This is a genomic window from Comamonas sp. F1-6, assembly GCF_039581415.1.
Lineage (GTDB): Bacteria > Pseudomonadota > Gammaproteobacteria > Burkholderiales > Burkholderiaceae_C > Comamonas > Comamonas thiooxydans.
The window spans coordinates 105,634-132,476 of sequence record NZ_JBCPWN010000002.1 but is presented as its reverse complement, the minus strand read 5'-3'; the positions used below and the strand labels follow the sequence as shown (position 1 = coordinate 132,476).

Genomic DNA, 26,843 nt, shown 5'->3' with positions numbered 1-26,843 from the left:
TCAGGTCAGCGGAGCCAGGTCGGAGGGGGCATGATCCTCGCCGGGCGGAGGCGTCAGAGTGGTGCATTCGACCCTTCCCCGGCCCTGATTCTTGGCTTGTTGCAGGGCGGTGTCGGCATGGCTGGCCAGCTCGTTGAGGCTCAGGCTCTTCCAGGCCGAGGGGACCAGGGCGCAACCCGCGCTGAAGTCCAGGTCCATCTGCAGTTCGTACTGCGCGCCGATCTGGAATGCGGACTGGATGCGAGTCAGCAGCGACCTGACACCCAATTGATCGGCGTGAATCAGCAGGCAAAAGGATTCACCCTGCCATCTGGCCACGACCTCGTCGCCGCGCATCTGCTTTCGCAGAGTGCGTGACATGAGCTGCAGCGCCGCGTCTCCGGCCTGATAGCCATGGCGGCTGTTGACCCGCGAAAAGTGATCCATGTCGATCAGAATCAAGGCCAGCGGCAGGCCTTCGCGTCGAGCTCTGTTCAGCATGAAGCGGGCCTGGTTCTTGATGGCCTGGCGCAGCGGCAGGCCGGTCAGACTGTCTTCTGGTGCGTTTGCGGATCGCTGGCGGACTTCTTCGTCACGGCAGGCCATCAGGATCGATACGAAAAAAATGGCGGAACCTATGGGGATCAGCCACGAAAGCAGCATATGTGGGCTGGGTTCCTCTGCAAAGCTGCGCAGCCAAGGAGCGTTCAAGGTGAAGTAGCCGCGTATGAGCAGAATGCTTGCGATGCAAAGGCCAGCACCCAATAGCAGATAACGCCAGGCCGTGGCCGAGTTGGTTTGCGGCGATAAGGTCAGGTAGACCAGAGTGACAAGGCTCAAGCCGTAGCTGATATTGAACCAAGCCAACCGGTAGGGCTTGCTTTCGATCAGAACCAGCACGCCCCCAAGTGTCAGCAGGCACAGCAAGGCCAGGGAGCGGGTGAGTATCTTGTTGCGAGGTCCAAGCCAACCCTTGAGTGCTTTATGCAGCTGCCACAGTGCGCCGGTTGCAGCCGCGGCACTGGATATCGACAGCAGCGCATTCCATGTGAAGGGGAGTACATGCCCGGCGCAGAAGACGAGCAACCAGGCCAGCCCCTGCAAAAGCAGGAATTGCTGAGCATTTCTGGTCGCCCGGCTCATTTGCTGACCCATAAACCATGGCAGTGCAAAAGCGACCGTCATCAAATTGACGGCCACCATCAATGTCATGGAAAACTGGTCGGTTTCCGGCATGGCTGGGCTTTACTGGAAGGCCACTTCGTCAAAGCTGCGCAGCTTGCGGCTGTGCAGGCGGTCGGAGCCGCCTTCGCGCAGTATGTCGACGGCACGCATGCCGATGCGCAGGTGCTGGTCCACACGCTCTCGATAGAAATGGTTGGCCATGCCAGGCAGCTTGATCTCGCCGTGCAGCGGCTTGTCGCTCACGCACAGCAAGGTGCCATAGGGCACGCGGAAGCGGAAGCCGTTAGCGGCAATGGTGGCCGACTCCATATCCAGCGCCACGGCTCGGCTCTGACTGAAGCGGCGCTGGGGCAGGTTGTCAGGCAGCAGTTCCCAGTTGCGGTTGTCGGTGCTGGCCACGGTGCCGGTGCGCATGATGCGCTTGAGATCGGCACGCTCCATCTGCGTGACATCGGCCACGGCCTGCTGCAGCGCGACCTGGATCTCGGCCAGCGCAGGAATCGGCACCCATAGAGGAAGCTCTTCGTCCAGCACATGGTCTTCACGCACATAGGCGTGGGCCAGCACATAGTCGCCCAGCTGCTGGCTGTTGCGCAGACCCGCGCAGTGGCCCAGCATCATCCAGGCATGAGGGCGCAGTACGGCGATGTGGTCGGTGATGGTCTTGGCATTGGCCGGGCCCACTCCGATATTGACCATGGTGATGCCGCTATTGTCTGCGCGCACCAGGTGGTATCCTGGCATCTGCGGCAGGCGCGGCGGCGCCGTGCCGAGTTCGTCGACGGCTTCCGCGGGCAGGCCGGCACGGCGGGTCACCACATTGCCGGGTTCGACAAAGGCAATGTATTCGCTGTCCTCCTTGGCCATTTCGGCGTGGCCCAGGCGGATGAATTCGTCGATATAGAACTGGTAGTTGGTGAACAGCACGAAGTTCTGAAACCAGTCGGGGGCCGTGCCTGTGTAGTGGCGCAGGCGATGCAGCGAGTAATCCACGCGCGGGGCGGTGAACAGCGACAGAGGCAGGGCCTCGCCGGCCGCCGCGCGCCAGGTGCCGTTGGCGATGCCGTCGTCCATGGATTCCAGGTCGGGCAGATCGAACACATCACGCATCAGCATGCGGCGTTCTGGCGAGAGCGAACCTTCGATATGGTCGTTGTCGGCGAACGAGAAATGAATCGGGATGGGCTTGTCGCTGAGGCCTACTTCGATGGGGACCTGGTGGTGCAGGATCAGCAGGCGCAGTTGCTCGCCGAAGTAGCTGGCAAACAGGTCGGGCCGGGTCAGCGTGGCCTCGTAGGTGCCTGGGCCTTCCACAAAGCCGTAGGTCAGCTTGGTATCGGCTTGCGCCACCGTGGTGGTCTTGATGCGTACAAACGGGTAGTAGGCATGAATGGGCGCGGCCGGAGTTTCACCTGCCACGAAACGCTGCATGGCAGCTCGCAGATGGTCGATTTGCTCGCGGTACAGCTGCTGCACATGGGCCAATGCCTGAGGGGCATCCGTATGAAACATGCTGCTGCTTTTATGAGAGGGTGTCGGTGTATTCGAGGCCATGCACTATTGTCTTTGTAGCAGTTGACAGTGTTGCGACATCCATGCCGAGGCTTGCTCGGCAGATAATGGCGCTGACACGAGAAACCCTTGCATCATGGCACAGCCCATCTCTCTCAGAAGTTGCAGCTGTTCAGTGCTTTCCACACCTTCGGCCAGAATCTCCAGATGCAGGCTACGGCCCATCTGCACGATGGCATTGACAATGGCGGCCGCATCCGGGTTGTGGGGCAGATCGGTCACGAATGAGCGGTCGATCTTGAGCCGGTCTATGGGGTGCTTGCGCAGGTAGGCAAGAGACGAATAGCCGGTACCGAAATCGTCGATCGCCAGTCCCACGCCCAGTGCCTTGAGTGCATGCAGAGTCTGCTGCATCTGGTTGCCCGAGAGCATCAGCGTGGTTTCTGTGACCTCGATGTGCAGATAGCAGGCGTCCAGCCCCGTGTCGGCCAGTGCCTGCGCCACTTCCTTGACTACATCGCGCTGGCGGAATTCCTGTGCCGACAGGTTGACGGCCACGGGGATGGCGGGAAAGCCTTGTTGCTGCCAGGCACGGGCTTGACGGCAGGCCTGATAGAGCACCCAGCGGTCCACGGCTGCGATCAGCCCCCGGTTTTCGGCAAAGCCGATGAACTCGTCGGGCGAGACCAGGCCGCGGTGCGGGTGCTTCCAGCGCACCAGGGCTTCGAAGCCTGAAAGCTCGCCCGTCTGCATGAGGGTCTGCGGCTGGTAATGCAGCTCGAACTCACCGCGTTCCACGGCGTTGCGCAGCATTTGCTCCTGCATCAGCATGCGTGTGGCCCGGCTTTCGAGCGCAGGAGTGTAGAACTGGGAGAAGCTGCGGCCGCGACTCTTGGCCATCTGCATGGCGGCCTCGGCATTGCTCAGCAGGGACGCCGGACATTTCCCGTCCTTGGGATACATGGCGATGCCGACACTCACGGAAATCACCAGTTGGGTACCCTCGATCAGATAGGGCGCCTCAGCTGTGGCCCGAAGTCGCGTCAGCAGGGCCTCGGTCTCGAGCAGGCCGGGGTTGTCGGGCAGCACGACCACAAAGTCGTCGCTGCCGGTGCGGGCCACGATGTCCTGAGCACCCACAGTGCTTCGGAGCCGCTTCGCAAGCTCGCACAGCAGCAGATCCCCTGCCTGATGACTGAGCGAATCGTTCACCGCCTTGAACTGGTCCAGGTCCAGTGACAGCACCGCCAATCGTGATTGCTCGCCGGCAGCCCTGGCGATGGCATCGGCCAGCAGATGGTTGAGACGCGCTCGGTTGGGCAGATGTGTCAGCAGGTCATGCTGGGTCAGATAGTCCATGTGCTGCCGGGTCTGAAGGCTTGCTGTCAGGTCGCGCAGCAGGACGATGCGATGCCTGTCCTTTTCTCCAGGCATGGTGCAGGCCTCGATCTCTACGGGGATTAGCTGGCCGTTCTTGTGAATGATCACGGACTCGAGGCGATCCTCTCGCTCGCTGCGCATGTTCTGCAGCGCCCGCAGGCGCGCTTCAGGTGCCACGTAATCGAGAACCGGCGTGCCGCGCAGTTCGCCAAGCGAGTAGCCAACCAGCCGGGCCAGTGCGTCATTGCCGTCCGTGATGATGCCGTCACGATGCAGCACGATGGCCTCGGTGGTGATGGCAGCGAACTTGCGCATGCGCTCTTCGCTGTCGCGTATCTGCTGTGTCGCCAGATGGTGGTGGCTGACATCGGTCATCAGCGCCACAACGCCCTTGAGTACGCCTTTTTCCTCATGAGGGCGCAGCACTGCCTCGATGTGCTGCAGCCGACCAGTCTCGTTTTCGACCTGGCGGGTGTAGCGCAGCGTCTGAGTGTTGTCGACGGCCACGGAGTCCAGATAAGGTTCGATCTGTGTCCAGACCAGCTCGCCCACAATGTCACGCACATCCATGCCCACTATGGTTTGCATGGTGTGGCCAAAGTGCTCTGCATAGCGCGCGTTGGCAAAGCGACAGGCGCGTGTGTCGGCATCAAAATAGGCCAGCATAGCGGGCGCTGTATCGGCCACCAGTCGAAGAATGGCGTCCTCATCCCTCGGTTGCTGTGCTATCAACGTATCAGGCATGCGCCTCCCTTTTTTCTGGGAGTATTTATATAGGAATCAGGTCAGCCTCGACCATGACATGTCCATCACGATAAGGGATTCTGGGTTGCTTTATAGACAACTTGCAAAGACTATTGATGCATCAAAGCACTTGGTGATATAGAGGCTGTAGAACCTGAACATGTCCAAATCTGACGTCTCAACATATTCACAATGGCTGCAGCCGCATAATTTGCTGCGCCTGTCCGTGGTGGTGGCGCTGCTCACCATTGTGCTCAAGACCCTGGCCTGGTGGCTGACCGGTTCGGTAGGCCTGCTGTCCGATGCGCTGGAGTCCTTTGTGAATCTGGCCGGAGCCATGTTTGCACTGACCATGGTGACCGTGGCCAAGCGACCGGCGGATACCGAGCACCCCTATGGACATTACAAGGCGGAGTACTTCTCGGCCGGTTTCGAAGGCGTGCTGGTCATAGGCGCGAGCCTGGCGATTGCCTGGGCGGCGCTGTCGCGGCTGTGGAACCCGCAACCACTGGAGCAATTGAGCTGGGGCCTGATGCTGTCGCTGCTCAGCACCGTCTTCAACGGGCTGCTGGCCTGGGTCATGCTGCGCTCTTCACGCAAATACCGCTCCATGGCGCTGGAGGGCGATGCGCGGCATCTGCTGACCGATGTCTGGACTTCGGTGGGCGTGGTGGTGGGTCTGCTGGCCGCCGCCTTGACAGGCTGGCTGTGGATGGATGCACTGGTGGCTCTGGCAGTGGCTGTGCATATCTGCGTGCAGGGGGTGCAACTGGTCTGGCAGTCCTCGCAAGGACTGATGGATCAGGCGCTGGACGCGCCGCAGCGTCTCAAGATTGACACTTTGCTGGACGGCTATGCCAAGCGCAACGAGGGGGTGAGCTTTGACAATATCTCCAGCCGTCAGGCGGGGGAGCGCAGCTTTGTGGACTTCCACATGCATGTTCCCGGCCAGTGGAGCGTGCAGCGAGCGGCACAATTGCGCTCGGAGATTGAAGCCGCGCTGCTGCAGGCCATTCCAGGCCTGTATGCCCGCATCGAGCTGCTGCCCATGGGTATGAACACGGTCAGTGAAGTGGCCGATGGAGAGCAGGGCGGCGAAGCACAGGGCGCGGCCAAGGAAGGTTTGAGTACATGATGAGTGTGATTCAGCGCGTCAAGCAGGCGCGCGTGGAGGTCGACGGCCGTATTACGGGCCAGATCGACCAGGGCTTGCTGGCGCTGGTCTGTGCCGAGCGCGGCGATACCGAGGCCGAGGCCGACAAGCTGCTGGCCAAGATGCTGAAGCTGCGCATCTTCAGCGATGAGGCCGGCAAGATGAACAAAAGCCTGCAGGACGTTGGCGGGGGGCTGCTGGTGGTCAGCCAGTTCACGCTGGCGGCCGACACCAGAGGCGGCAATCGCCCCAGTTTTACCGCCGCCGCCGCGCCAGACGAAGGCCGACGCCTCTACGAATACTTTGTGGACCAGGCCAGGCTTGCCCACGCTCAGGTGCAGACCGGCGAGTTCGCCGCCGATATGCAGGTGCACCTGGTCAATGACGGGCCCGTCACCATTCCCATGCGCATGGAGCCGCAGACCTAGGCAGGGCCGGGCCTGCGACCCCATCCGTCACCACGATTCCTACAAGAGCTGTTCATGAAGCAATCCTGCAATTCCTCTCTGTCCCTCATAGCCGCCGGCCTGATTCTGGGTCTGGCAGGCGCCAGTCTGCCAATCCAGGCGCAGACCTTGAAGAAACCCGCGCTCGACGCACTGATCGCATCGTCCGCCCCGACCCCGCCCGAATCCTTCAAGGCCTTTGCGCAGCAGGCTGCCAGGGCCGAGCCGGGTGTGGCGCCAGCCGTGCAGCGATACATGCGCGGCCAGACGCTGTCGGATGGCGAGCTCGCGGATATCGCGCGATTGCTGGGTGTGTACAACCGTCTGACGCAGGAGACAGCGGTGCTGGAGAGCCTGCAGCGCATGGTGGCGCTGCCCACGGTGCGCGATCCCAAGGTGCCCCCACATGAGAGTCCGGCCATCCTGGACTTCGGCAAGCTCGTTGCATCCATGGCCACCGAATTCGGGCTGCGCTTTCGCAATGTGGACAACCGCATTTTTGAAGTGACGCTGCCAGCCAATGCGGCGAGCCGCGCCAGCGAGGCCACCGAGTTCGGCATCCTGACCCATGCCGATGTGGTGCCGGTGGTGGCTGCCGAGTGGGTGCTGGACGGCAAGCAGATCAACCCTTTTCAGGTCACCCGCGTGGGCGATCGGCTTTATGGGCGCGGCACGATTGACGACAAGGGCTCCATCGCCACCGTGCTGTATGCGATGAAGGCGGTCAAGGACAGCGGTCTGCCGCTGTCGCGCAGCATTCGCCTGATGATAGAGACCACCGAGGAAACCGGCGGCGATGCCATGAAGTACTACCAGAGCAAGACCGCGCTGCCGCAGTACAACATCGTGCTGGACAGCAAGTACCCGGCCGTGGTCGCTGAAAAGGGCACGGGCGCGCTCAAGGCCTTGTTTGCGGATGTCACCGTGGATGCAGCCAAGCCTGCCATCACCGCCATGAGCGGCGCCGCCTCGGCCAACTCCATTGCGCAGACGGCTTCCGCTACCGTCTCCGCCACCGATGCAGCTGCGCTGGATCAGATTGCGCAGCGGCTGTCCAAGGAAAAGGACGAGTTTGTGCGCAGGCACGAGGCCCAGGGCAAGTTCTCCATCGATGTGCAGCGCGCCGAGGGCCAGGTCACGGTCAAGGTCAGCGGCGCTTCCGCTCACGGCTCGCGCCCCGAGGAAGGGGTGAATCCCGTGCCGCGCCTGGCGCTGTTCCTGCAGCAGAGCCTGATGCCGGAGCAGGGCGTGGCGCTGCTGCAGCCCAATCAGTACAGCCAGGCCGTGCGCTATATCAATGGCGTGTTTGGCCTGGACTATCTGGGCCGGCAGTTGGGCATCGCCTATGCCGATGATTTCATGGGGCCGCTCACGCTGTCGCCCAATCTCATCAAATCCGCGGACGGCAAGCTGGAGGTGACGGCCAATGCGCGCATGCCGCGGGGCAAGACGCCGGAGCAGTTGCGCGCCGAGGTGGAGCAGGGTATTGCCCGCTGGAGCGATGCGGCAAAGGTACCGGTCAGCGTGCAGTACACACAGGGCAACTGGATGGCCCGCGATCCCAAGGGCGCGTGGCTGAGCACCTTGCTCAATATCTTTGGCGACACCACGGGGCTGGATGCCAGGCCCGTGCCTACCGCAGGCAGCACGACGGCCAAGCTCATGCCTAACGCCATCAACTTCGGTCCGGCGATGCCAGGCAAGAAGTACACGGCCCACAATGCGCTGGAGTACCAGGAGCTGCCGGATCTGCGCACGGACATGCAGATGTTCACCGAGATGCTGGTGCGCATCGGCAATCTGCAGCAGATGCAGTGACGCGCTGAAGGCAAGGCGCAGCCCCGATGGCGGGGCTGGCTTGCGCTTACTGCATCACGTTCATGACCGCCAGCGTCATGGTTTCCACACCTGTCTTGAGCGTGGGTTCTGGCTCGGGAGCGAAGAAGGGCGAGTGGTTGAAGGGCAGCGGCTTGCCGCCGGGCTGGCTGGCCTGCGCCACCTTCTGGGGATCGAACACGCCCAGGGTGTAGAACATGGATGGAACGCCCTGGTTGATGAAGTCCGAGAAATCTTCGCTGGCCGTGATGGGCGGGATGGGGATCACATTGCGGTCGCCGAGCGCGGCCTTGAACAGCCTGACCGTGCTGCCTACCAGCGCCGCGTCGTTGACCACGGCATCCGAGCCCTTGGTCAGTTTGATCTCGGGGGCAGGAGCGCCCGACATGGCGGCTTCGGCCTTGGCTGTGCGCTCTATGCCTTCGTGCATTCTGGTGCGCACCTCGCTTTTGTAGCTGCGGATGGTGCCCAGCAGCCGCGCCTGGTCGGGAATGATATTGCCCGCGCTGCCCGAATTGAAGGCGCCCACGGTGACCACGCCGAACTCCATGGGGTCTTTTTCGCGGCTGATCACGCCCTGCACGTCGACCACAAAGCGCGAGGCCATGAGCACCGGGTCAATGCCTTTGTCCGGCATGGAGCCGTGGCTGCCACGGCCATGGAAAGTGATGTCCAGAGAGTCCGAATTGGAGGTCGCCGGCCCGGCCACATAGCCCACCATGCCATAAGGCATGGAGCCGGTATGCAGCGCAAAGGCGTAATCGGGTTTGCCGAACTTCTTGAACAGGCCGTCGGCCAGCATGGCCTTGGCGCCGGTCACGGTTTCCTCGGAAGGCTGGGCGACGAACATCAGCGTGCCCTTCCATTGATTCTTCAGGCCCAGCAGTGCCTGGGCCGTTCCCAGCCAGCTGGTCATATGCATGTCGTGGCCGCAGCTATGGGCGACAAAGCTCTCCTTGCCGTTGTACTGGGCCTTGGCCTTGCTTGCATAGGGCAGGCCGGTTTTTTCCTCCATGGGCAGGGCGTCCAGCTCGGTGCGCACCATGACGGTGGGACCTGCGCCATTGCGATAGATGGCGACCAGGCCGGTCTTGCCAATGCCCTCGGTGACCTCGAAGCCCAGCTTGCGCATTTCGGCAGCCAGCTTGGCGGCGGTACGCGTTTCCTGAAAACCCAGCTCGGGGTTGGCATGCAGGTCTTCGTAGACGCCGCGCAGCTGCGGATACATCTTGGCGATCAGCTGCTGCAGCTGGGGCTTGAGCGGCTGGGGATCCAGCTCTGCGGCCTGGGTCGAGGTCAGACTGGCGGCCAGCGCGGCGGCGATGCAGAACTTGCGAGTGAGGCTTGGGTGCATATTGGGTCTGTGGTTGGCGTCAAACAGAAGCGGCTCATGGAGAGTGCGCTTTCAGACTAGGAGCATGGCCGGACCGGATTGAAGAGGGGCAACCCGCAAATGGCACCGTGAATAGCGATGGCTCAAGGCTTTTGCGGCGCAGGCCCGGGATAATCCGCTCCCATGAACACCTCCACCAGCGCCGCCCAGGCCTCTGATTCCACCGCTTTCTCGGCGCTGCCCCTGTCCCCCGAAATGCTGGCCAACCTCCAGCAACTCGGCTATACGCAGATGACGCCCATCCAGGCCGCCAGTCTGCCGATGACCCTGCAGGGCAAGGACCTGATCGCCCAGGCCAGCACCGGCAGCGGCAAGACGGCTGCCTTCGGCCTGCCCATGGTCGACCGCCTGAACCCGCGCTGGTTTGCCGTCCAGGCCCTGGTGCTGTGCCCCACACGCGAGCTGGCCGACCAGGTCGCCACCGAAATCCGCCGCCTGGCGCGCGCGCAGGACAATATCAAGGTCGTCACAGTCTATGGCGGCGTGCCCTCGCGCAACCAGATCGCCTCGCTGGAAAACGGCGCGCACATCGTCGTCGGCACGCCCGGACGCGTGATGGATCTGATGGAGCGCGGCAAGCTCGACATCGGCAACCTCAAGACCCTGGTGCTGGACGAGGCCGATCGCATGCTGGACATGGGCTTTCTCGGCGACATCGAAACCGTGGTGCGCCAATGCCCGGCGGACCGTCAGACCTTGCTGTTCTCGGCCACCTACCCCGATGGCATTGCCTCGCTGGCCAGCCGCTTCATGCGCGATCCGCAGACCGTCAAGGTCGCGACCCAGCACAGCGCGGGCAAGATCGCGCAGCGCTGGTACGAAGTGGGTAGCAGAGAAAAAGTGAGCGCGGTGGCCAAGCTGCTGGCACACTTCCGTCCTGAATCAAGCATTGCCTTTTGCAATACCAAGCAGCAATGCCGCGACGTGGTGAGCGAGCTGCAGGCCCAGGGCTTCAGCGCTCTGGCCCTGTTCGGCGAGCTGGAGCAGCGCGAGCGCGACGAGGTGCTGGTGCAGTTTGCCAACAAGAGCTGCAGCGTGCTGGTCGCCACCGATGTGGCGGCGCGCGGTCTGGACATCGCCGACCTGTCTGCAGTCATCAATGTGGATGTCACCCCCGACCCCGAGGTGCATATCCACCGTATCGGCCGCACGGGCCGTGGCGATGCCGAAGGCCTGGCGCTGAATCTGGTAAGCATGGACGAGATGGGCAGCGTGGGCAAGATCGAGCAGCTGCAAGGCCGTGCTTCACAATTCTTCCCCGTTGACGAACTCACGCCTGCCGCCGGTGGCGAGCTGCTGCCACCCATGATGACCATCCAGATCATTGGCGGGCGCAAGGAAAAGATTCGCGCCGGCGATGTGATGGGCGCCATGTGCGCCGACTTCGGCTATAGCCGCGAGCAGATCGGCAAGATCAGCGTCAACGACTTTTCCACCTATGTGGCCGTGGATCGCAAGATTGCCTCGGCGGCCTGCGCCAAGCTCAATGCAGGCAAGGTCAAGGGCAAGACGGTCAAGGCTCGTCTGCTCTGAAAATATCGTCAAATTGGCCTCTGACGCTTATCTATCAAGCGCTGCTTGCTCACAAAAAAGCCTTCTCGGACCGAGAAGGCTTTTTGCTTTGGGCGGCGCTTCAGCCTTTGGCGAAGAACAGCCCTGCCATCACGAGCCCCGTGGCCACAATGCCCCAGCGCAGGACATGGGGTGCAATCTTGCGCGCCACGCGGGCTCCCAGATAGCCGCCCAGGGTGGCGGCCACCATCATGACGATGGCCTGCTTCCATTCCACAATGCCGCCCACGGCGTAGATCACCACGGCAATCGCCGTCAGCAGGGCAGAGACCAGGTTCTTCATGCCGTTCATGGCGTTGAGCGAGGTCTGGCCCAGCAGGCCGAACAAGGCCAGCAGCAAAATTCCCAGGCCGCCGTTGAAGTAGCCGCCATAGATGGCCACGATCAGCATGCCAGCAGCGGCCTTGGCCGCCGATGGGGTGGCATGGGCGGCATTCTTGCCCGAGGCCCAGGCGCGCAACTGCGGCCCGAAGGCGAACATGGCGGTGGCGGCCAGCAGCAGCCAGGGAACGACCTTGCGGAAGGTGGCGTCGGGCGTGAACAGCAGCAGCGCCGCACCGGCGGAGCCGCCGATCAGGGACAGCGCCACCACCTGTTTCATGGACAGGCCCGGCGGGGACTGCATATCGTCTTTGAAGCCCCAGGCGCCCGCCATATAGCCTGGCAGCAGGGCCACGGTGCCGGTGGCATTGGCAATCACGGGTGGCACGCCGGTGAAGACCAGCGCGGGAAGGGTCAGAAAGCTGCCGCCACCGGCGACGGCGTTGAGCGCGCCGGCCGTGAAAGCTGCGGCCAGCAAAAGGGCGAGGTGGCCCAGGTTCTCCATGTTCTTGTCTCCTGATTTTCTCTATCGGCTTTGCGCCTTGTGGTTGGGGTCGATCTTAGGCGCTGGCCCGCGTCGCCTCTTTTCTTTTTCTTGTGTGGTTAATTATTTTTGGAAATAAAAGAATATGAAAACAGTATTTTGAGGAATAAGTGATTGTTTTGACAATCAACTCCTTAGTTAAGGAGTTTTGCCGTGAATCTGCCCCGTTTACTTTCCCGCACCGCCTGGGCCATGCTGGCTGCAAGCTGTGTATCGGGCGCAGCCATGGCTCAGCAGCCGGAGTTTCCTGCGCGCTCCGTCAGGCTGGTGGTGGCCAACGGCCCCGGCAGCGTCCCGGATCTGCTGGCCCGTCAGGTGGGCAATTTGGTGGGCAGGGACTGGAAGCAGGCCATCGTGGTGGAAAACAAGGGCGCGGCTGGCGGTGTCTCGGCTGTGGATGCCGTGGTCAAGGCCCAGCCCGATGGCTACACCCTTCTGGTGGGCGGCGACAGCGCCATCACCATCATGCCCAATGTGCAGCGCAACCTTCCCTATGACGTCAAGAACGACCTGGTGCCGGTGACCAAGCTGGGCCAGTCCGACTTCGTGCTGGTGGCCAATCCCCGCAAGGGCTTCAAGACCTTGCAGGACTTTGTGGCTTATGCCAAGACCCACCCGGGCAAGATCAACTATGCCTCCTCGGGCACGGGCGGCGCCCAGCATCTGGCCATGGAGCAGTTCAAGCAGCGCGCAGGCTTTTTCGCCACGCATATTCCCTATCGCGGCGGCCCTCAGGGCCTGCAGGATGTGTTGGCCGGCCAGGTCGATTTGATGCTGATTGCGATTGCTCCGGCGCTTACCCAGATCCAGAGCGGCAAGCTCACGGCGCTGGCCGTGTCCGGTCTGCAGCGCCATGCACTGCTGCCCCAGGTGCAGACCCTGGCCGAGAGTTACAAGGGCTTTGAGGCTGGTGCCTGGTTCGGTTTGTTCGCACCCAAGGGCACGCCCGCTGCCGTGGTCCAGGCCATCGCCCAGGACACGGACAAGGCGCTCAAGGACCCCGAGCTGCGCAAGAGTCTGCTGCAGCAGGGCATCACCCCCGTGGGGGAGGGCCAACAAGTGTTTGCCAAGCAGATCAAGACCGAAGATGTGCGCGTTGCCCAACTGGTGCGCAGCATTGGCCTGAGCGTCGAGTAAACGGCTTTACGCACCAGCAGAAAAAGCGGCCGAGGGCCGCTTTTCCTTTGCTCTAGGGAAGTGGGTCAGAAGTTGTAACGCAGGCCGATCGAGATTTCGCTGGCCGTCAGCTTGGCACGCATCTGCTCGTCCTGCAGGCCGCGGACGTTGGCGAAGTTGTTGGCACCGCTCTTGGCCTTGCCCATGTCGACATAGCGCCAGCCCAGGTCGATGCTGAGCTTCTGGATAGGCGAATAGCTGACGCCAAAACCCACGGAATACGCCAGATTGCTCTGGGTGTCGCTGATGTACTGACGGCCCGGATTGCCCTGCCAGCCGCTGGACTCCAGACGGGCCAGCCCCAGGCCGGCCATTCCGTACAGCGAGAACCGGGCGTTCAGGGGGAAATCCTTGTATACATTGACCATCAGGCGCTGCGAGCGGATCTGGTGGTGGTTGAAGCTGGTGGGGAAGCGGGTGGAGCCGCTGGTGAACTCGTTGTTCTTGGGCAGGGTGTACTCGGCTTCCACGCGCCAGTTCGACGGGAGTTGATAACCAAGGGCCAGCGAGCCCCCTGTGGCGGTATTCGACTCGTCGCCAGGCACGAACTGGCCCAGGCCGGGGCGGGCGCTGGAGTCCATGTCGTGGGCTTGGTAGCGTGCGGAATTGATCCGCAGTGCGCCGTAGTAGCTATCGTCGGCAAAAGCGCTGCCTGCGGCAGCCAGGATCAGCAGGGAGGCAAGGCGTTGAAATTTCACGAAAAATCCTAGATCCGATTACTTCAGCAGGTCCTGCACCTTGGCCAGGGCGGCCTGTGCGCATTGGTCGTCCAGATGGCCGCCGGGCGCACCGGCCACGCCCACGGCACCGATCACCTCATTGCCCACCTTCACGGGCACGCCGCCGCCCAGCAGCAGGAAGCCGGGGATGTCCTTGAGGTTGGCTGCGCCGGCGTTCTTCTGGGAGTTCTCCATGATGGCAAGCGTTGGCGCCTTGGCCGATGCCGAGGTGAAGGCCTTTTCGCGGCTGGCTTCCACGGTGTGTGGGCCGGCGTTGTCGGCACGCTGCACGGCGCGCACGCCGCCGGCGCGATCGACCACGGTGGCGGTCACGGCATAGCTGTTGGCGGTGCAGGCCGAGACGGACTGGGCGGCGATCTGGTTGGCCAGCTCTAGCGACATATTCTTTTCCGTGCGCACGGCCTGGGCGTTGGCGGTGCCGGCGGTCAGGGTGGCCAGAGTCAGGGCGGCGAGTGTCAGAGTGCGTTTCATACGTTTTTCCGGGTGGATGGGTATGAACGCAACTGTAGAAAAACGCCACCCGGGCGTCCATGCGGCAGGCTACGCGCCTACCTCCGTAGAACTACGGAGCGGCGTCCTCGACCAGGGCCGCGTAGCGCCGGATGAGCATGGCCAGCGAGTCGGTCTCCAGCTTAGCGAACAGGTTGGCGCGGTGGGTCTCCACCGTGCGCGGCGAGAGCGACAGCGCGCGACCGATCTCCTTGTTGGTGAGCCCCTCCACGATCAGGCCCAGCACCTCGCATTCGCGGCTCGAGAGCTGTGCATAACGCTCGCGCGCCTGCCGGTCGGCCTGGTGGCGCTCGCGCGAGCGCACATGCTGGCGCACGGAGGCCTGCAGCGCCTCGATGAGCAGCTCGTCATCGACCGGCTTCTCAAGGAATTCCGCAGCACCGGCCTTGAAGGCGCGGCGGCACATCTCCACGGTTCCATGGCCCGTAAGCATGATCACAGGCTGATCCACCCCTTGCGCCACCAGCCTGTCCAGCACCGCCAGCCCGCTGATGCCAGGCATGCGCACGTCGAGCACGATGGCGCCCACGTCGCTGCGGTCGAACTCGGCGAGAAAGACATGCGGGTCGGACCAGGTTTGGACGCGCAGGCCTACCGTGCCTATGAGCAGTGCCAGGCTGTCGCGCACGGCGGCATCGTCGTCCACAAGGTGAATCAGGGGCGAGAGGGAAGAGGTCATGTCGCGTTCAAGGCTGGTGTGCCAGCGGGAGCTGCAGATGGAATTCGGCCCCAGGCCCATCGGCAGGCGAAGGAGAGGATGGCGCCAAAGTGAGCTCGCCTCCCATCGCCTGCGCCAGGCTTTCCGACAGCGAAAGGCCTAATCCCAGGCCGCCGGAGCGTGTGGTGTAGAACGGCGTGAACAGGCGCGCTCGCGCCTCGGGCGCCACGCCGGGGCCGGTGTCGCGCACGCTCAGCAGGACTCGCGCGCCCTGGGGGCTAAGGGTGAGGCGCAAACGGCGCCGGCCGGGCTCGGTCTGCTCCATGGCCTGCAGCGCGTTCATCACCAAGTTGTGGATGATCTGCTGCAAGGCCACAGGCTCGGCGCGCACGGCCGGCAGGTCTGCGGGAGCATCCACCTGCACGGCAATGCTGCGGCGGCGCAGCTCGGGCTCCAGCAGGTGCAGTGCATCATGCACGGCGGTGGACAGGGGCAGAGTCTGGACCTGACGTGACAGGTCGGGCCGCTCGACCACGCGGCGCAGGCGTCCCACGACGGTGCTGGCGCGCCTTGCCTGGGCCACGGCCTGATTCATGGCATGGCGCGCCATATCCAGATCTGGCTCCTCATCGCCCAGCAGGCGCTGCGCCGCCTGGGTATTGGCCAGCAGCGCGGTCAGCGGCTGGTTGACTTCATGCGCCATGCCCGCGGCCAGTTCGCCGAGCTGGTTGAGACGGGCGACCTGGCCCAGACGCAACAGTTCTTCTGCCCTGCGTGCGGCCACGCGCTGGCGCAGCAGGGTGCGCAGTACGGCCAGTGCTGCAGCGCTGGCAGCCGCCCAGGCCAGCATGATGGCCCAGGGCAACTCGCTCCAGCCCACGTCGCGCTCCAGCACCACATCGAAGGGCTGGCTCTGCGAGGCAAGCAGCTTGTGAAATTCGTAATTCCAGCCGCGCTCCAGTTGCCGTCCGGCCTGCACGGTAAAGGCTTGGCTCTGATACTGAAGCCGCACGCGCACTGGACTGGTCCGGGCATCCATGGGCCACTCGTCCCAGGGAATGGTGGCATGCAGATCCAGCAGCAGGGCGTGGTCGGCGGCTGGGCCGGCAAGTGCCAGCCATACCCGGCCTTTGGGCAGGTCGGCCCAGGCCAGTTCGGCATGGCCGCTTTGCAGCGAGCGGGCCTCTGCCATATCCAGCGCGGCACCCAGGTCATGGGGCCAGTCAGCCGGCCAACTGCTGTCCGGCAGGCGGCGCAGTACCTCGATGATCTGCGGATAGGCGGCGGGCAGGCGCGGCAGTGGCAAGGCTACCTTGGCACTGCGGCCTTGCGCCGGTGGCTGCAGCAGGGGCAGCATGGCCATTACCGCATCGTGCTGCACGGCACGCTGGCTCAGCAGCCGGTGCACGATGCGCGCATCCGTCACGAATGCATCCTCCAGGGCCTGCAACCGCGCATGCACGAGCCAGCCTGCGCCTGCAATGGCCACCAGGGCCCAGGCCATCAGCCAGGCCAGGGGGCGGCGCCAGTGGGGGATGATCATGGCCGGTGTTGTCGCGGATTATTTGGCGTAAGGGTCTTCGTAACCCATCTCCTTCATGATGTCGGTCTCGTAAGCCTCCATCTCTTCGGCGTCTTCCTCGCTGGTCTCGTGGTCCCAGCCCTGGGCATGCAGCGTGCCATGCACCAGCAGATGGGCGTAATGCTCTTCCAGGCTCTTGTTCTGCTCCTGGGCCTCGCGCTCCACCACGGGGGCGCAGAGCACCAGATCGGCCATCACGGTCGGCTCCTGCTGATAGTCGAAGGTCAGCACATTGGTCGCGTAGTCCTTTTTGCGGTACTCGCGATTGAGCTTGCGGCCTTCCTCTGTATCCACGATGCGCACCGTGATCTCGGCATCCACGGCCAGCGCATGGCGGATCCAGCGCGTGACGCGGCTGCGGCTCAGCAGTTCGCGATGGGCGGCGGCCTCGGCGCTGGGACCGAATTGCAGCGATAGTTGCAGTTGATTTAAGGTCATTTTGGCTTTTAGCCCTTATAGGGTAAGTGCTAGTAGCTATTGATTTTGATTAAAGTTCGTCTGCCGTTGGCAGCGGGCGGGCCGTTCGGGGGCTGCTGCGGTGCTTGGGCGCCGAAGTGCCTTCGGACACGCGGCCGCGTGCGTCATAGGCGTCCACAATGCGGGCCACCAGCGGGTGGCGCACCACGTCGGCGCTGGTGAAGTGGTTGATGGAGATGCCCTTGACCCGTTTGAGGACGCGCTCGGCATCGACAAGTCCGCTGGGTGCTCCTTTGGGCAGGTCGACCTGGCTCACGTCGCCCGTGACCACGGCCTTGGCGCCAAAGCCGATGCGGGTCAGAAACATCTTCATCTGCTCGGGCGTAGTGTTCTGCGCCTCGTCCAGGATCACGAAGGCGTTGTTCAGCGTGCGTCCGCGCATGAAGGCCAGCGGCGCGATCTCCAGCGCATTGCGCTCGAAAGCCTTCTGTACCTTCTCGTAACCCATCAGATCGTAGAGCGCGTCATACAGCGGGCGCAGATAGGGGTCCACCTTCTGCGTCAGGTCGCCGGGCAGAAAGCCCAGGCGTTCGCCGGCTTCCACGGCGGGCCGGGTCAGCACGATGCGCTGCACGGCGCTGCGCTCCAGCGCGTCCACGGCGCAGGCCACGGCCAGATAGGTCTTGCCCGTGCCGGCCGGGCCGATGCCGAAGCTGATGTCGTGATTGGCGATGTTTTCCAGATACAGCGCCTGGTTGGGCGTGCGGGCGCGCAGATCGGCACGGCGCGTAGTCAATTGCGGAGCCGTCAGGTCGGCCTCCAGCATCTCGACATCGCCGGCCAGCATGAGCTGCAGCGTATCTTCTGCAATCACGTAGTCGGCGATCTCATAGAGAGCCTGAAGCAGCTCCAGCGCCTCATTGGCCTTGGCCTTGGGGCCGTCGATCTTGAACTGCTCGTGGCGGTGAGCGATCTTGACGCCCAGCGCGATTTCGATGGTGCGCAGATGCGCATCTGCCGGGCCGCAGAGATGGGTCAGGCGCGTATTGTTATGGGGTGTGAAGGTATGGCGCAGGATCACGCGGATAATTTCTCAAAAGAATCGCCGCACGGTGCGGCAAAGGATTTCAATGATAGGCAAATTGACTGGAACGCTGCTGGAAAAAAACCCGCCCGAAGTCCTGGTGGACTGTGCCGGTGTGGGCTATGAGGTGCAGGTGCCCATGAGCACCTTCTACAACCTGCCGGCCAATGGTGCCAAGGTAGCCTTGCTGACCCATTTCGTGGTGCGGGAAGACGCCCAGCTGCTGTTCGGCTTCGGTACGGCCCGCGAGCGCCAGACCTTCCGCGAACTCATCAAGATCACCGGCATAGGACCGCGCATGGCACTGGCCGTGCTCAGCGGCATGAGCATCGATGATCTCGCGGACGCGGTATCGCAGCAGCAAGCAGGGCGATTGGTCAAGGTGCCCGGCATCGGCAAGAAGACCGCCGAGCGTCTGCTGCTGGAGCTCAAGGGCAAGATTGGCGCGGATACCGGTGCGCAGTCGCTGTTTGCCAATAACAACGACCAGAACGATATTCAGCAGGCACTGATGGCGCTGGGCTACTCGGACAAGGAAGCATCGGCCGCCCTCAAGAAACTCCCACCCGATGTAGGGGTGAGCGAGGGCATTAAGCTCGCGCTCAAGGCTTTGACCAAATAGCTTCGCTGGCCCTGTGCCAGTCCGATCGTGAACTGCAGGAGAACACGATATGCATTGGTGGATACAGGGCAGGCGCATTCCCTCTCTATGCGCAAGCCTGATGCTGGTGGTGCAGACCGCTTGCGGCGGCGGAGGGGGCGGAGGCAGTGTTCCGGACCCGGGCCCTGGCGGCGCAGGTGTCGGTAACGGCGGCAATGGTGCGGGCGTCGCAGAGACCAGTCCTCCGCCGGGTCCGCCCACGGCCTATGTGCTGGATTCGCTGATAGTGCCTGTCGCCCAGACTGCGGCTTCGGCCAGAGGCGTGGCTGTGGCATCCGTGGCCGTGCGACCCAAGGCCGTCGATCTGGCATTGCCGCAGTGGAACGACGCGCCTTTGCCGGTCATGCCCATGCCTGGTGTGCCCATGCAAATAGGGGCGCCGCGGGCGCTGTCTTCGCTGCAGTCCACTGGCGACATGGCACGTACGTTGCGATGGGCCGGGGCACCGGATGGCGGACAGGTGGCGGCGATAAGCATCACATCGACCGGCGCCCATGGCCTGCGGCTGGGGCTGGTGGTCGATGCCATACCCGATGCCGCCGAGCTCAGGCTGTACCGCAAGGATCGCAGCAAGACCGGGTTCGAGACCACGGGCAAGGCCATCAACGAGGCCATTGCGCGCAACCGTCGTGTCGACGGCGATACCCGGGCGGCTGGCATCTGGTGGACCCCCGACCTGGGCGCCGATGAGGTCACGCTGGAGATTGCACTGCCTGCGGGACTGTCGACATCGCAGCTGCGCATTGCCATTCCCACACTCACCCATGCCTATGTCAACCTGGCCCTGCCCGTGGAGCTGGAGCTGGAGCTGCGCGATAGCCTTGTGCCCAGAAATGTGGGCGATGCCGCGGGTTGCGAGCTCGATGCCAGCTGCGCCGATCAGTACGCGGTCGAGCGCAATGCCGTGGCGCGCATGACGTATGTGGGCCCCGACAACCGCTACTACTACTGCACGGGCTCCCTGCTGAACAATACCAAGCGGGACTACACGCCGTACTTTCTATCGGCCAATCACTGCATCTCGACGCAGGCAGCCGCCACTTCGCTGCGCACAGACTGGTTTTTCCGATCGGCAAGCTGCAACAGCTTCGAGCCGAATGCAAGCACCTTGGCGCTGCAGCGCGGTGCCACGCTGCTGTATTCGACCGCTGTGACCGATGCCACGCTGATGCGACTCAATGAGGTGCCTCCTGCCGGTGCGACGCTGGCCGGCTGGGATGCGAGAGGAACGGCGGTGACGGGGACGGCCATCTACGGCCTGCATCACCCGCAGGGCGATTTGCTCAAATACAGCGAAGGCCAGGTGCAAAGCTACAGAAATTGCAGTCTGGGCGCCGGCAGCATCACCTGCAGCCCGGGCAATGCCCAGAGCGATTTTGTGAACGTCGGCTGGAGCAAGGGGGTGACCGAAGGCGGCAGCAGTGGCTCGGCCATGTTTGCGGGCGGACGCGTCGTGGGCACGCTGTCCGGCGGCAGCAGCTCGTGTACGGTCAGCGGCGGCTCCGATGTCTACAGCCGCTTCGACCGGACCTTCAGCAGCCAGATCGGGAACTGGCTGGCGCAGTGACCGAGGGCCGGGCCTATTTCCCCTGCAACTGCCTGACGGCCGCCTTGGTCTGCTCCACATGGGCCAGCGGGTCGCTGCTGACAAGGGCGAACTTCACTTTGCCGTCCTGGCCCACCACATAGGAGATGCGGTCGGCCCTGGCAGGGTTGGCGGCAGCACCCGCGTCATAGGCCTTGATGGTGACGGCCCGAGGGTCCGATGCCACGGCAAACTGGTCGCGGCAGGCCTCGGTGGAAAAGCGCTTGAGGGTGTCGATATCGTCATGTGACATGCCCACCACCGTGGCTTTCATGGCCGCGAACTGGGGCGTGGCTTCGGCAAAGGCATGGGCTTCCAGCGTGCAGCCCTGGGTGAAGGCCTTGGGGAAGAAATACAGCACCACCGGCCCTTTCTTGAGCGCCTCGGCCATATCGAAGTCAAAAGCCTTGCCGGCAACGGCCGCGGGCGTCTTGAAGCCAGGTGCTGCATCGCCGGCCTTGAGCGCAGCCTGGGCAGCGACGGACAGGCAAAGCAGGGCGGCCGTACAGGCCAGGGTGTGAATACGCATGAAAAAGCTCCTCGGATCTTTGCCGTCATTGTGCGCAAAGCCAGGGGCCGGCCGTCAATGTGGGGCACAGCAACTGTGGGATTTTGTTTTCCCCTGTATTTTTAATCAGTGTCCCTGTCATGCTTGGGGCACAATTGCTGCCATGACGATTCATGTGGACGAATTTGCGGCCAGTCCCGCACCTGCACGCAAGGCCAGAAGCGCGGCCGCCGACCCCGAGGCGGCTGCGCCGCGCATGGTTTCGGCCGGGCATTCGTCCCAGGGCGAAGAGGCGCTGGAGCGTGCCCTGCGCCCCAAGCAGCTCGACGAATATGTGGGCCAGGCCAAGGCGCGAGAGCAGCTCGAGATCTTCATCGGCGCTGCCAAGAAGCGCAGCGAGGCGCTCGATCATGTGCTGTTGTTCGGCCCGCCGGGCCTGGGCAAGACCACGCTGTCCCACATCATCGCAGCCGAGCTGGGCGTGAACCTGCGCCAGACCAGCGGCCCGGTGCTGGAAAAACCCAAGGATCTGGCGGCACTGCTCACCAATCTCGAGCCCAACGATGTGCTGTTCATCGACGAGATTCACCGCCTGAGCCCGGTGGTCGAGGAAATCCTCTACCCGGCGCTGGAGGACTATCAGATAGACATCATGATCGGCGAAGGCCCGGCTGCACGCTCCATCAAGCTCGATCTCCAGCCATTCACGCTGGTGGGCGCGACCACGCGCGCCGGCATGCTCACCAACCCGCTGCGCGATCGCTTCGGCATCGTGGCGCGGCTGGAGTTTTATACCTCGGAGGAGCTCTCGCGCATTGTCAGGCGCAGCGCCGGACTGCTCAATGCGCCGATTGACGCGGAAGGCTGCTTCGAGATCGCGCGCCGCTCGCGCGGCACGCCGCGCATTGCCAACCGCCTGCTGCGCCGCGTGCGCGACTATGCCGATGTCAAGGGCGACGGCCGCATCACGCGCGAGATTGCCGACAAGGCGCTGGCCATGCTCGATGTGGACCCCCAGGGCTTTGACATCATGGACCGCAAGCTGCTCGAAGCCGTGGTGCATCGTTTCGACGGCGGCCCGGTAGGTCTGGACAATATCGCGGCGAGTATCGGCGAGGAGTCGGGCACCATCGAGGATGTGATTGAGCCCTATCTGATCCAGCAGGGCTTTTTGCAGCGCACGCCGCGCGGGCGCATGGCCACGCAGGCCGCCTACCGGCACCTGGGCCTGCAGCCCCCCGGAGACAATGCAGCATAAAACTGGCGCAACCCAAACCAGAGACATCGAGCAAGGGCCGCCCCGCAGTGAAGATGTCGTCCCCCTGGGGGAAGCCGCGCAGCGGCTCAGGGGGGATCAATTGCTCTGCGGTCCGGCGTTCCAGAAGGCCTGCAGCACGCCGGGCAGGGCTTCGATCTGCGTGACCACCTGGTCCAGCTCCTCGGCATGCACGGCCGTGGCGAACAGCTCGGCCTCGATTTCGGTGTTGTGCGGCGGAATCTCGTGCTTTTCGACTGCGCGCACCGGGTAGTTGGCCGCCTCCAGCAGCTCCTGCATGCCCTCGCGCACATCGGCCTGGGCTTGCTGGCCGCAGATCACATAGACATAGTAGGTGGCCTCGCTGGCATGCTCGGCCACGGGATGGCGGTTGATGTAGTTGACCACGGGGCGCAGCAAGGTGTTGCTGGCCAGCACGAACAGGGTGGCAAGGCCGGCCTCGGGCAGCAGGCCCGCGCCCGCGCAGGCGCCCACGGCGGCCGAGCCCCATAGCGTGGCGGCGGTGTTCAGCCCCGTGATGTTGGCTCCTTCCTTCATGATGGCGCCGGCACCCAGAAAGCCCACGCCCGAAACCACATAGGAGATGACGCGCGTGGCGCCGTCCGCGCCTGAGACGCGCATGGCCAGGTCGACGAACACGGCCGCGCCCACGGCGACCAGGGTATTGGTGCGCAGGCCCGCCGTGCGCTGGCGTATCTGGCGCTCAAGGCCGATGATGCTGCCGCAGACAAAGGCCACGAGAAGACACAGCACCGTGTTCAGCGTGGCGAGCAGATTGAAGTTCTGTAGGGATTGCATGAAGTTCTGATTGTTATTGGTTATGGACAGGTGCTTGGGTTCATGAAATATGCGGCCCGGAGCTCACCAGCCGTACTTGCGGATATAGACGCGCTTGAGCAGCGTGGTCAGCACAGCATAGGCCAGCAATATGACGATGAGCCAGGGGAAATAGCCGAGCGGCAGGGCCTGCAGCTTGAAATGTCCGGCCAGCGGGCCCATGGGCAGGAAGATGCCTATGGCCATGATGGTCGCCGTGGCGGCCAGCAAGGGCCAGGAGGCCCGGCTTTGAACAAACGGGATCTTCGGCGTGCGGATCATGTGCACGATCAGCGTCTGCGTGAGCAGCCCCACCACGAACCAGCCCGACTGGAACAGGCTTTGCTCTGCGGCCGTGCTGGCATGGAAGACGAACCACATCAGCGCGAAGGTGAGCACGTCGAACAGCGAGCTGATGGGGCCGAAGAAGAGCATGAAGCGGCCCAGGTCCTGAGGGTTCCAGCGCAGCGGCCGCGCGACCATTTCCTCGTCCACGTTGTCGAAGGGAATGGCGATCTGCGACAGGTCGTAGAGCAGGTTCTGCATCAGCAGCTGCATGGGCAGCATGGGCAGGAACGGGATGAAGGCCGAAGCGATCAGCACCGAAAATACATTGCCGAAGTTGGAGCTGGCCGTCATGCGGATGTACTTGAGCATATTGCTGAAGGTGCGACGTCCTTCGAGCACGCCCTGCTCCAGCACCATCAGGCTTTTCTCCAGCAGGATGATGTCGGCCGCCTCGCGGGCGATGTCCACGCCGCTGTCGACGCTGATGCCGATATCGGCGGCGCGCAGCGCGGGCGCGTCGTTGATGCCGTCGCCCATAAAGCCCGTGACATGACCGTTGGCGCGCAGCGCATGCACGATGCGCTCCTTGTGCAGCGGCGTCAGGCGGGCGAACAGCAGGTGCGACTCCACGGTGCGGCGCAGTTGCGCCTCGTCCATGGCTTCGATGTCGTTGCCGACAATCGCCTCGTCCACCTGCAGGCCCACGTCGCGGCAGACCTTGCGTGCCACCAGCTCGTTGTCGCCCGTGAGTACCTTGACGGTCACCCCATGCTGCAGCAGCGCAGCAATGGCGGCCAGGGTGGATTCCTTGGGCGGATCGAGAAAGGCCACGTAGCCGATCAGGGTCAGTTCGGCCTCGTCGGCAATGCCGTAGGTGTTCTTGTCGGGCGGCACTTCCTTCATGGCCACGGCCACCACGCGCAGCCCCTCGCTGTTCAGGCCCTCGGTGACGGCGCGCACCTGCTCGCGGCGCTCGGGCGTGAGCGGCAGCCGCGTGTCTCCGTCGCGCCCGCTGTCTCGAATATGTGTGCAGACCTCCAGGATTTCCTCGACCGCCCCTTTGCAGATCAGCTCGTGGTGGTGATTGCGCTCGGCCACCACCACGGACATACGCCGGCGCTGGAAGTCGAACGGAATTTCGTCGACCTTGCGGTAGTCATCGTTGACATGCAGCCGCGTGTGCAGCTCCACATGCTCGAGTACGGCACGGTCCAGCAGGTTCTTGAGCCCGGTCTGGTAGTAGCTGTTGAGGTAGGCGAACTGCAGCACCTCGTCGCTGGGACGGCCCTGCACATCGGTGTGGCGCTCCAGCGCGATGCGGTCCTGCGTCAGCGTGCCGGTCTTGTCGGTGCACAGCACATCCATGGCGCCGAAGTTCTGGATCGCATCCAGGCGCTTGACCATCACCTTCTGGCGCGACAGCACCACGGCGCCCTTGGCCAGCGTGGAGGTGACGATCATGGGCAGCATCTCGGGTGTCAGGCCCACGGCCACCGACAGCGCGAACAAAAAGGCCTCGCCCCAGTTGCCCTTGGTGTAGCCGTTGATGAACAGCACCACGGGCACCATCACGGCCGCGAAGCGGATCAGCAGCCAGCTGACGCTGTTCACGCCCTGCTCGAAGGCCGTGGCCGTGCGGTCCTGGTGGGTGATGCGCGCTGCCAGCGTGCCGAAATAGGTCTGGTTGCCGGTGGCGACGACCACGGCCATGGCCGATCCCGAGACCACATTGGTGCCCATGAAGAGCAGGTTGCCGGCTTCCAGCAACTGGCCGGCCTGCAGGGAGGCGAGGGTGCGCGCATCCTTTTCCACGGGCAGCGATTCGCCCGTCATGGCTGCCTGGCTCACGAACAGGTCCTTGGCGGACAGTAGGCGGCAGTCGGCCGGGATCATGTCGCCGGCCGACAGGGCCACGATGTCTCCGGGCACCAGCTCGCGCATGGGCAACTCGGACAGCGAGGTGTCATGGCCTCCGCCGCTGTCGCGAAAGTCTGCGGCCGGTGCATCGGTCTTGCGGCGCACGGTGACGCGGTTGCTGACCAGGGCCTGCAGGCGTGCTGCGGCGCGCCGGGACCGCCCTTCCTGGACAAAGCGCAGCAGCGTGGACAGCAGCACCATGCTGGCGATGACGATGGTGGCTTTTTCGTCCTCGGTGACATAGGAGACCACGGCCAGCAGCGTCAGCAGCAGGTTGAAGGGGTTGCGGTAGCAATGCCACAGGTGTTGCCATGCGGGCAGCGGCCTTTCATGCGCCACCTCGTTGGGCCCATGGCGTAGCTGGCGCTGCCGGGCCTGCTCGGGGCTCAGGCCCCGGCTAGATGTGTCCAGCTGCTGCAGCAGCGCAGCCACGGGGCTGCAGGCGGCGGATTGCAGGGCCTGTACCTGTGTCGCAGGCACTGTGACGGCTGTGGACGAGCCGCCAGCGGGCATGGGCTGGCGGCCGAAGAGGCCGGCCATGCGGTGGCTGTGCAAAAAGGCCCGGAACAGATTTTTGAGGGTTTGCATCACGGCCTCCGGTCAGTGCAGCGTCTTGCCGGAGGTGCCGAATCGCGTCCAGGGCTGCTGCGCCTGGCTGGCGCGCAGCTGGTTGTCGATGCGGTTGCGCTGCTCACGGGTCAGCAGCGACAGCGCATCGGCGCGCTGGCGGATGCTCAGATTGGCCATGGCGCTGGCCATGAGGGGCGCGGCATGGCGGTCGACCAGGTGGCGCAGCACATCGGTGCGGCGCTCGCTCAGTGCCGAGATCACGGCATGGGTCAGGCCATGGTGGCGGGTAGAGTCATTGAAGCGGGATGCGGGGCGGCTGCGTTGCAGCACGCGCAGCCAGGCGAGGCGTTGCATGGGCATACTCCTTGGGGGTGACCCGGGAGCTGCCCGCCGCTGCTAGGGCATCAGGCGCGCGACCCCGGGACGGGGTTCCAGTTCGTGCGCGCAGCCAAGAGGGTCACACGCACGGCAATGGGCTGGCAGTGCGCCGCACGGGGCGCGCTGCAAGATCGACTAGGGTCGGGATCCATACGTGTTCCTTGGTTAAGAGTGAGTGAAAAGCGGGCCGGAGCCGGTCCGCGACGAGGCTGCTCAGCGTACGCTGCGGCTGCTCAGAAAGCTGCGGATGCGATGCGTGGGCCAACTGGTCAGTGCATCGAGCTCCAGCGTCTGCTCCAGCGCTTGCGGCAAGGCTGCCGGTGCGGCGGGCGCTGCCTGGCGGGGCATAGCGCGGGCGCGCAGCAGCAGGGGGCGCAGCTGGTGCAGAGAGCGGGTCAGGCGGTTGCTCATGGCGTTCTCCTCATCGGTTGAGGGAGCGGGCCAGGCGGCAGCGCGGCACAAACGTTTTGGCGCAGCCACGAGCCGGGGTAAACCAGAGCGAATGGCGGCGCGAAAACTCAGTGAGGAGCAGAGCTTGCGAGCTTGAAGCCTCTAGCCGTGCTGCGCACGGCAGGGCGGCCCGAAGGTCGGGAAGCCAAACAGCAAGTTGCG

At 63.8% G+C, this 26,843-nt stretch carries 24 protein-coding genes; 8 read left to right on the top strand and 16 right to left on the bottom strand.

The genetic code is table 11. The features are described from left to right. The 3 genes from AAIL66_RS02860 to AAIL66_RS02850 are packed head-to-tail and all read right to left on the bottom strand — an operon-like array spanning position 1 to position 4,800. Positions 1-1,215 carry a GGDEF domain-containing protein gene (locus AAIL66_RS02860; protein ID WP_343495961.1) on the bottom strand — a complete coding sequence of 405 codons (1,215 nt, stop codon included), beginning with the start codon at positions 1,213-1,215 and terminating at the stop codon, positions 1-3. Between the two features lie 9 nt (positions 1,216-1,224). Next, complete coding sequence (locus tag AAIL66_RS02855) at positions 1,225-2,676, bottom strand: AMP nucleosidase (RefSeq protein WP_034354761.1); 1,452 nt, start codon at positions 2,674-2,676, stop codon at positions 1,225-1,227. A 45-nt stretch (positions 2,677-2,721) separates the two neighbouring features. Then, positions 2,722-4,800: an EAL domain-containing protein gene (locus AAIL66_RS02850; protein WP_034354757.1), complete on the bottom strand. Its 2,079-nt coding sequence runs from the start codon at positions 4,798-4,800 to the stop codon at positions 2,722-2,724. Between the two features lie 160 nt (positions 4,801-4,960). Here AAIL66_RS02850 and AAIL66_RS02845 point away from each other — a divergent pair, with 160 nt between their 5' ends. Genes AAIL66_RS02845 through AAIL66_RS02835 form a run of 3 tightly spaced genes read left to right on the top strand, consistent with a single transcriptional unit; the run spans position 4,961 to position 8,217 of the window. Next, positions 4,961-5,935, top strand: coding sequence for a cation diffusion facilitator family transporter (locus AAIL66_RS02845; RefSeq protein WP_034354754.1), 975 nt, complete (start codon positions 4,961-4,963; stop codon positions 5,933-5,935). Next, positions 5,932-6,381: a D-aminoacyl-tRNA deacylase gene (dtd, locus tag AAIL66_RS02840; protein WP_034354751.1), complete on the top strand. Its 450-nt coding sequence runs from the start codon at positions 5,932-5,934 to the stop codon at positions 6,379-6,381. Before AAIL66_RS02845 ends, dtd begins: the two co-directional genes overlap by 4 nt. 54 nt (positions 6,382-6,435) lie before the next feature. Beyond that, positions 6,436-8,217, top strand: a complete 1,782-nt coding sequence (locus tag AAIL66_RS02835) for a dipeptidase (RefSeq protein ID WP_343495960.1) — start codon at positions 6,436-6,438, stop codon at positions 8,215-8,217. A 46-nt stretch (positions 8,218-8,263) separates the two neighbouring features. Here the strand turns inward: AAIL66_RS02835 and AAIL66_RS02830 are convergent, their stop codons facing one another. Then, positions 8,264-9,589 carry an amidohydrolase gene (locus tag AAIL66_RS02830; protein WP_343495959.1) on the bottom strand — a complete coding sequence of 442 codons (1,326 nt, stop codon included), beginning with the start codon at positions 9,587-9,589 and terminating at the stop codon, positions 8,264-8,266. A gap of 162 nt (positions 9,590-9,751) precedes the next feature. Between AAIL66_RS02830 and dbpA the strand changes: the two genes are divergently transcribed. Continuing rightward, complete coding sequence (dbpA, locus tag AAIL66_RS02825) at positions 9,752-11,161, top strand: ATP-dependent RNA helicase DbpA (protein WP_343495958.1); 1,410 nt, start codon at positions 9,752-9,754, stop codon at positions 11,159-11,161. Positions 11,162-11,261: 100 nt separating this feature from the next. Here the strand turns inward: dbpA and AAIL66_RS02820 are convergent, their stop codons facing one another. Next, positions 11,262-12,026, bottom strand: coding sequence for a sulfite exporter TauE/SafE family protein (locus AAIL66_RS02820; protein WP_034377246.1), 765 nt, complete (start codon positions 12,024-12,026; stop codon positions 11,262-11,264). 192 nt (positions 12,027-12,218) lie between these two features. Between AAIL66_RS02820 and AAIL66_RS02815 the strand changes: the two genes are divergently transcribed. Next, positions 12,219-13,202, top strand: a complete 984-nt coding sequence (locus AAIL66_RS02815; RefSeq protein WP_343495957.1) for a tripartite tricarboxylate transporter substrate binding protein — start codon at positions 12,219-12,221, stop codon at positions 13,200-13,202. A 65-nt stretch (positions 13,203-13,267) separates the two neighbouring features. On the opposite strand, the gene AAIL66_RS02810 is transcribed toward AAIL66_RS02815, so the two are convergent. The 6 genes from AAIL66_RS02810 to AAIL66_RS02785 form a co-directional block, all read right to left on the bottom strand. Next, positions 13,268-13,939 carry an outer membrane beta-barrel protein gene (locus tag AAIL66_RS02810; protein ID WP_343495956.1) on the bottom strand — a complete coding sequence of 224 codons (672 nt, stop codon included), beginning with the start codon at positions 13,937-13,939 and terminating at the stop codon, positions 13,268-13,270. 18 nt (positions 13,940-13,957) lie between these two features. Then, positions 13,958-14,452 (bottom strand): heme-binding protein, encoded by a 495-nt coding sequence (locus AAIL66_RS02805; RefSeq protein ID WP_034391195.1) that lies wholly within the window; start codon positions 14,450-14,452, stop codon positions 13,958-13,960. Between the two features lie 91 nt (positions 14,453-14,543). Then, complete coding sequence (locus AAIL66_RS02800; RefSeq protein ID WP_034354728.1) at positions 14,544-15,170, bottom strand: response regulator; 627 nt, start codon at positions 15,168-15,170, stop codon at positions 14,544-14,546. A 7-nt stretch (positions 15,171-15,177) separates the two neighbouring features. Beyond that, a complete protein-coding gene (locus AAIL66_RS02795) occupies positions 15,178-16,692 on the bottom strand; it encodes an ATP-binding protein (protein ID WP_343495955.1) in 1,515 nt (504 codons plus the stop codon). Between the two features lie 18 nt (positions 16,693-16,710). Next, on the bottom strand, positions 16,711-17,169 hold the full coding sequence (gene ybeY, locus AAIL66_RS02790; protein WP_046460526.1) for an rRNA maturation RNase YbeY: 459 nt from the start codon (positions 17,167-17,169) through the stop codon (positions 16,711-16,713). A 49-nt stretch (positions 17,170-17,218) separates the two neighbouring features. Continuing rightward, positions 17,219-18,229, bottom strand: coding sequence for a PhoH family protein (locus AAIL66_RS02785; RefSeq protein WP_034354721.1), 1,011 nt, complete (start codon positions 18,227-18,229; stop codon positions 17,219-17,221). Positions 18,230-18,278: 49 nt separating this feature from the next. Between AAIL66_RS02785 and ruvA the strand changes: the two genes are divergently transcribed. Continuing rightward, entirely contained in the window at positions 18,279-18,854 is a 576-nt protein-coding gene (ruvA, locus tag AAIL66_RS02780) for a Holliday junction branch migration protein RuvA (RefSeq protein ID WP_012839968.1), read from the top strand. A gap of 49 nt (positions 18,855-18,903) precedes the next feature. Further along, entirely contained in the window at positions 18,904-20,460 is a 1,557-nt protein-coding gene (locus AAIL66_RS02775) for a peptidase S1 (protein WP_343495954.1), read from the top strand. Between the two features lie 13 nt (positions 20,461-20,473). Here the strand turns inward: AAIL66_RS02775 and AAIL66_RS02770 are convergent, their stop codons facing one another. Beyond that, positions 20,474-21,007, bottom strand: a complete 534-nt coding sequence (locus tag AAIL66_RS02770; RefSeq protein WP_003068738.1) for a peroxiredoxin — start codon at positions 21,005-21,007, stop codon at positions 20,474-20,476. A gap of 142 nt (positions 21,008-21,149) precedes the next feature. Here AAIL66_RS02770 and ruvB point away from each other — a divergent pair, with 142 nt between their 5' ends. Further along, positions 21,150-22,244, top strand: coding sequence for a Holliday junction branch migration DNA helicase RuvB (gene ruvB / locus AAIL66_RS02765; RefSeq protein WP_012839966.1), 1,095 nt, complete (start codon positions 21,150-21,152; stop codon positions 22,242-22,244). A 96-nt stretch (positions 22,245-22,340) separates the two neighbouring features. Here the strand turns inward: ruvB and AAIL66_RS02760 are convergent, their stop codons facing one another. The 4 genes from AAIL66_RS02760 to AAIL66_RS02745 form a co-directional block, all read right to left on the bottom strand. Next, positions 22,341-23,060, bottom strand: coding sequence for an MgtC/SapB family protein (locus AAIL66_RS02760; RefSeq protein ID WP_034354715.1), 720 nt, complete (start codon positions 23,058-23,060; stop codon positions 22,341-22,343). A gap of 63 nt (positions 23,061-23,123) precedes the next feature. Further along, entirely contained in the window at positions 23,124-25,871 is a 2,748-nt protein-coding gene (mgtA, locus tag AAIL66_RS02755) for a magnesium-translocating P-type ATPase (protein WP_343495953.1), read from the bottom strand. 12 nt (positions 25,872-25,883) lie between these two features. Next, positions 25,884-26,207, bottom strand: a complete 324-nt coding sequence (locus AAIL66_RS02750) for a hypothetical protein (RefSeq protein ID WP_343495952.1) — start codon at positions 26,205-26,207, stop codon at positions 25,884-25,886. 237 nt (positions 26,208-26,444) lie between these two features. Continuing rightward, entirely contained in the window at positions 26,445-26,642 is a 198-nt protein-coding gene (locus tag AAIL66_RS02745) for a hypothetical protein (protein WP_034354705.1), read from the bottom strand. Between the last annotated feature and the right edge of the window lie 201 nt (positions 26,643-26,843).

Bases quoted from the DNA above. Each gene is read 5' to 3' on its own strand.
- AAIL66_RS02860 (WP_343495961.1), bottom strand. From the start codon at position 1,215: ATGCCGGAAACCGACCAGTTTTCCATGACATTGATGGTGGCCGTCAAT.
- AAIL66_RS02855 (WP_034354761.1), bottom strand. From the start codon at position 2,676: ATGTTTCATACGGATGCCCCTCAGGCATTGGCCCATGTGCAGCAGCTG.
- AAIL66_RS02850 (WP_034354757.1), bottom strand. From the start codon at position 4,800: ATGCCTGATACGTTGATAGCACAGCAACCGAGGGATGAGGACGCCATT.
- AAIL66_RS02845 (WP_034354754.1), top strand. From the start codon at position 4,961: ATGTCCAAATCTGACGTCTCAACATATTCACAATGGCTGCAGCCGCAT.
- dtd (WP_034354751.1), top strand. From the start codon at position 5,932: ATGATGAGTGTGATTCAGCGCGTCAAGCAGGCGCGCGTGGAGGTCGAC.
- AAIL66_RS02835 (WP_343495960.1), top strand. From the start codon at position 6,436: ATGAAGCAATCCTGCAATTCCTCTCTGTCCCTCATAGCCGCCGGCCTG.
- AAIL66_RS02830 (WP_343495959.1), bottom strand. From the start codon at position 9,589: ATGCACCCAAGCCTCACTCGCAAGTTCTGCATCGCCGCCGCGCTGGCC.
- dbpA (WP_343495958.1), top strand. From the start codon at position 9,752: ATGAACACCTCCACCAGCGCCGCCCAGGCCTCTGATTCCACCGCTTTC.
- AAIL66_RS02820 (WP_034377246.1), bottom strand. From the start codon at position 12,026: ATGGAGAACCTGGGCCACCTCGCCCTTTTGCTGGCCGCAGCTTTCACG.
- AAIL66_RS02805 (WP_034391195.1), bottom strand. From the start codon at position 14,452: ATGAAACGCACTCTGACACTCGCCGCCCTGACTCTGGCCACCCTGACC.
- AAIL66_RS02800 (WP_034354728.1), bottom strand. From the start codon at position 15,170: ATGACCTCTTCCCTCTCGCCCCTGATTCACCTTGTGGACGACGATGCC.
- AAIL66_RS02795 (WP_343495955.1), bottom strand. From the start codon at position 16,692: ATGATCATCCCCCACTGGCGCCGCCCCCTGGCCTGGCTGATGGCCTGG.
- ybeY (WP_046460526.1), bottom strand. From the start codon at position 17,169: ATGACCTTAAATCAACTGCAACTATCGCTGCAATTCGGTCCCAGCGCC.
- ruvA (WP_012839968.1), top strand. From the start codon at position 18,279: ATGATAGGCAAATTGACTGGAACGCTGCTGGAAAAAAACCCGCCCGAA.
- AAIL66_RS02775 (WP_343495954.1), top strand. From the start codon at position 18,904: ATGCATTGGTGGATACAGGGCAGGCGCATTCCCTCTCTATGCGCAAGC.
- AAIL66_RS02770 (WP_003068738.1), bottom strand. From the start codon at position 21,007: ATGCGTATTCACACCCTGGCCTGTACGGCCGCCCTGCTTTGCCTGTCC.
- ruvB (WP_012839966.1), top strand. From the start codon at position 21,150: ATGACGATTCATGTGGACGAATTTGCGGCCAGTCCCGCACCTGCACGC.
- AAIL66_RS02760 (WP_034354715.1), bottom strand. From the start codon at position 23,060: ATGCAATCCCTACAGAACTTCAATCTGCTCGCCACGCTGAACACGGTG.
- mgtA (WP_343495953.1), bottom strand. From the start codon at position 25,871: ATGCAAACCCTCAAAAATCTGTTCCGGGCCTTTTTGCACAGCCACCGC.
- AAIL66_RS02750 (WP_343495952.1), bottom strand. From the start codon at position 26,207: ATGCAACGCCTCGCCTGGCTGCGCGTGCTGCAACGCAGCCGCCCCGCA.
- AAIL66_RS02745 (WP_034354705.1), bottom strand. From the start codon at position 26,642: ATGAGCAACCGCCTGACCCGCTCTCTGCACCAGCTGCGCCCCCTGCTG.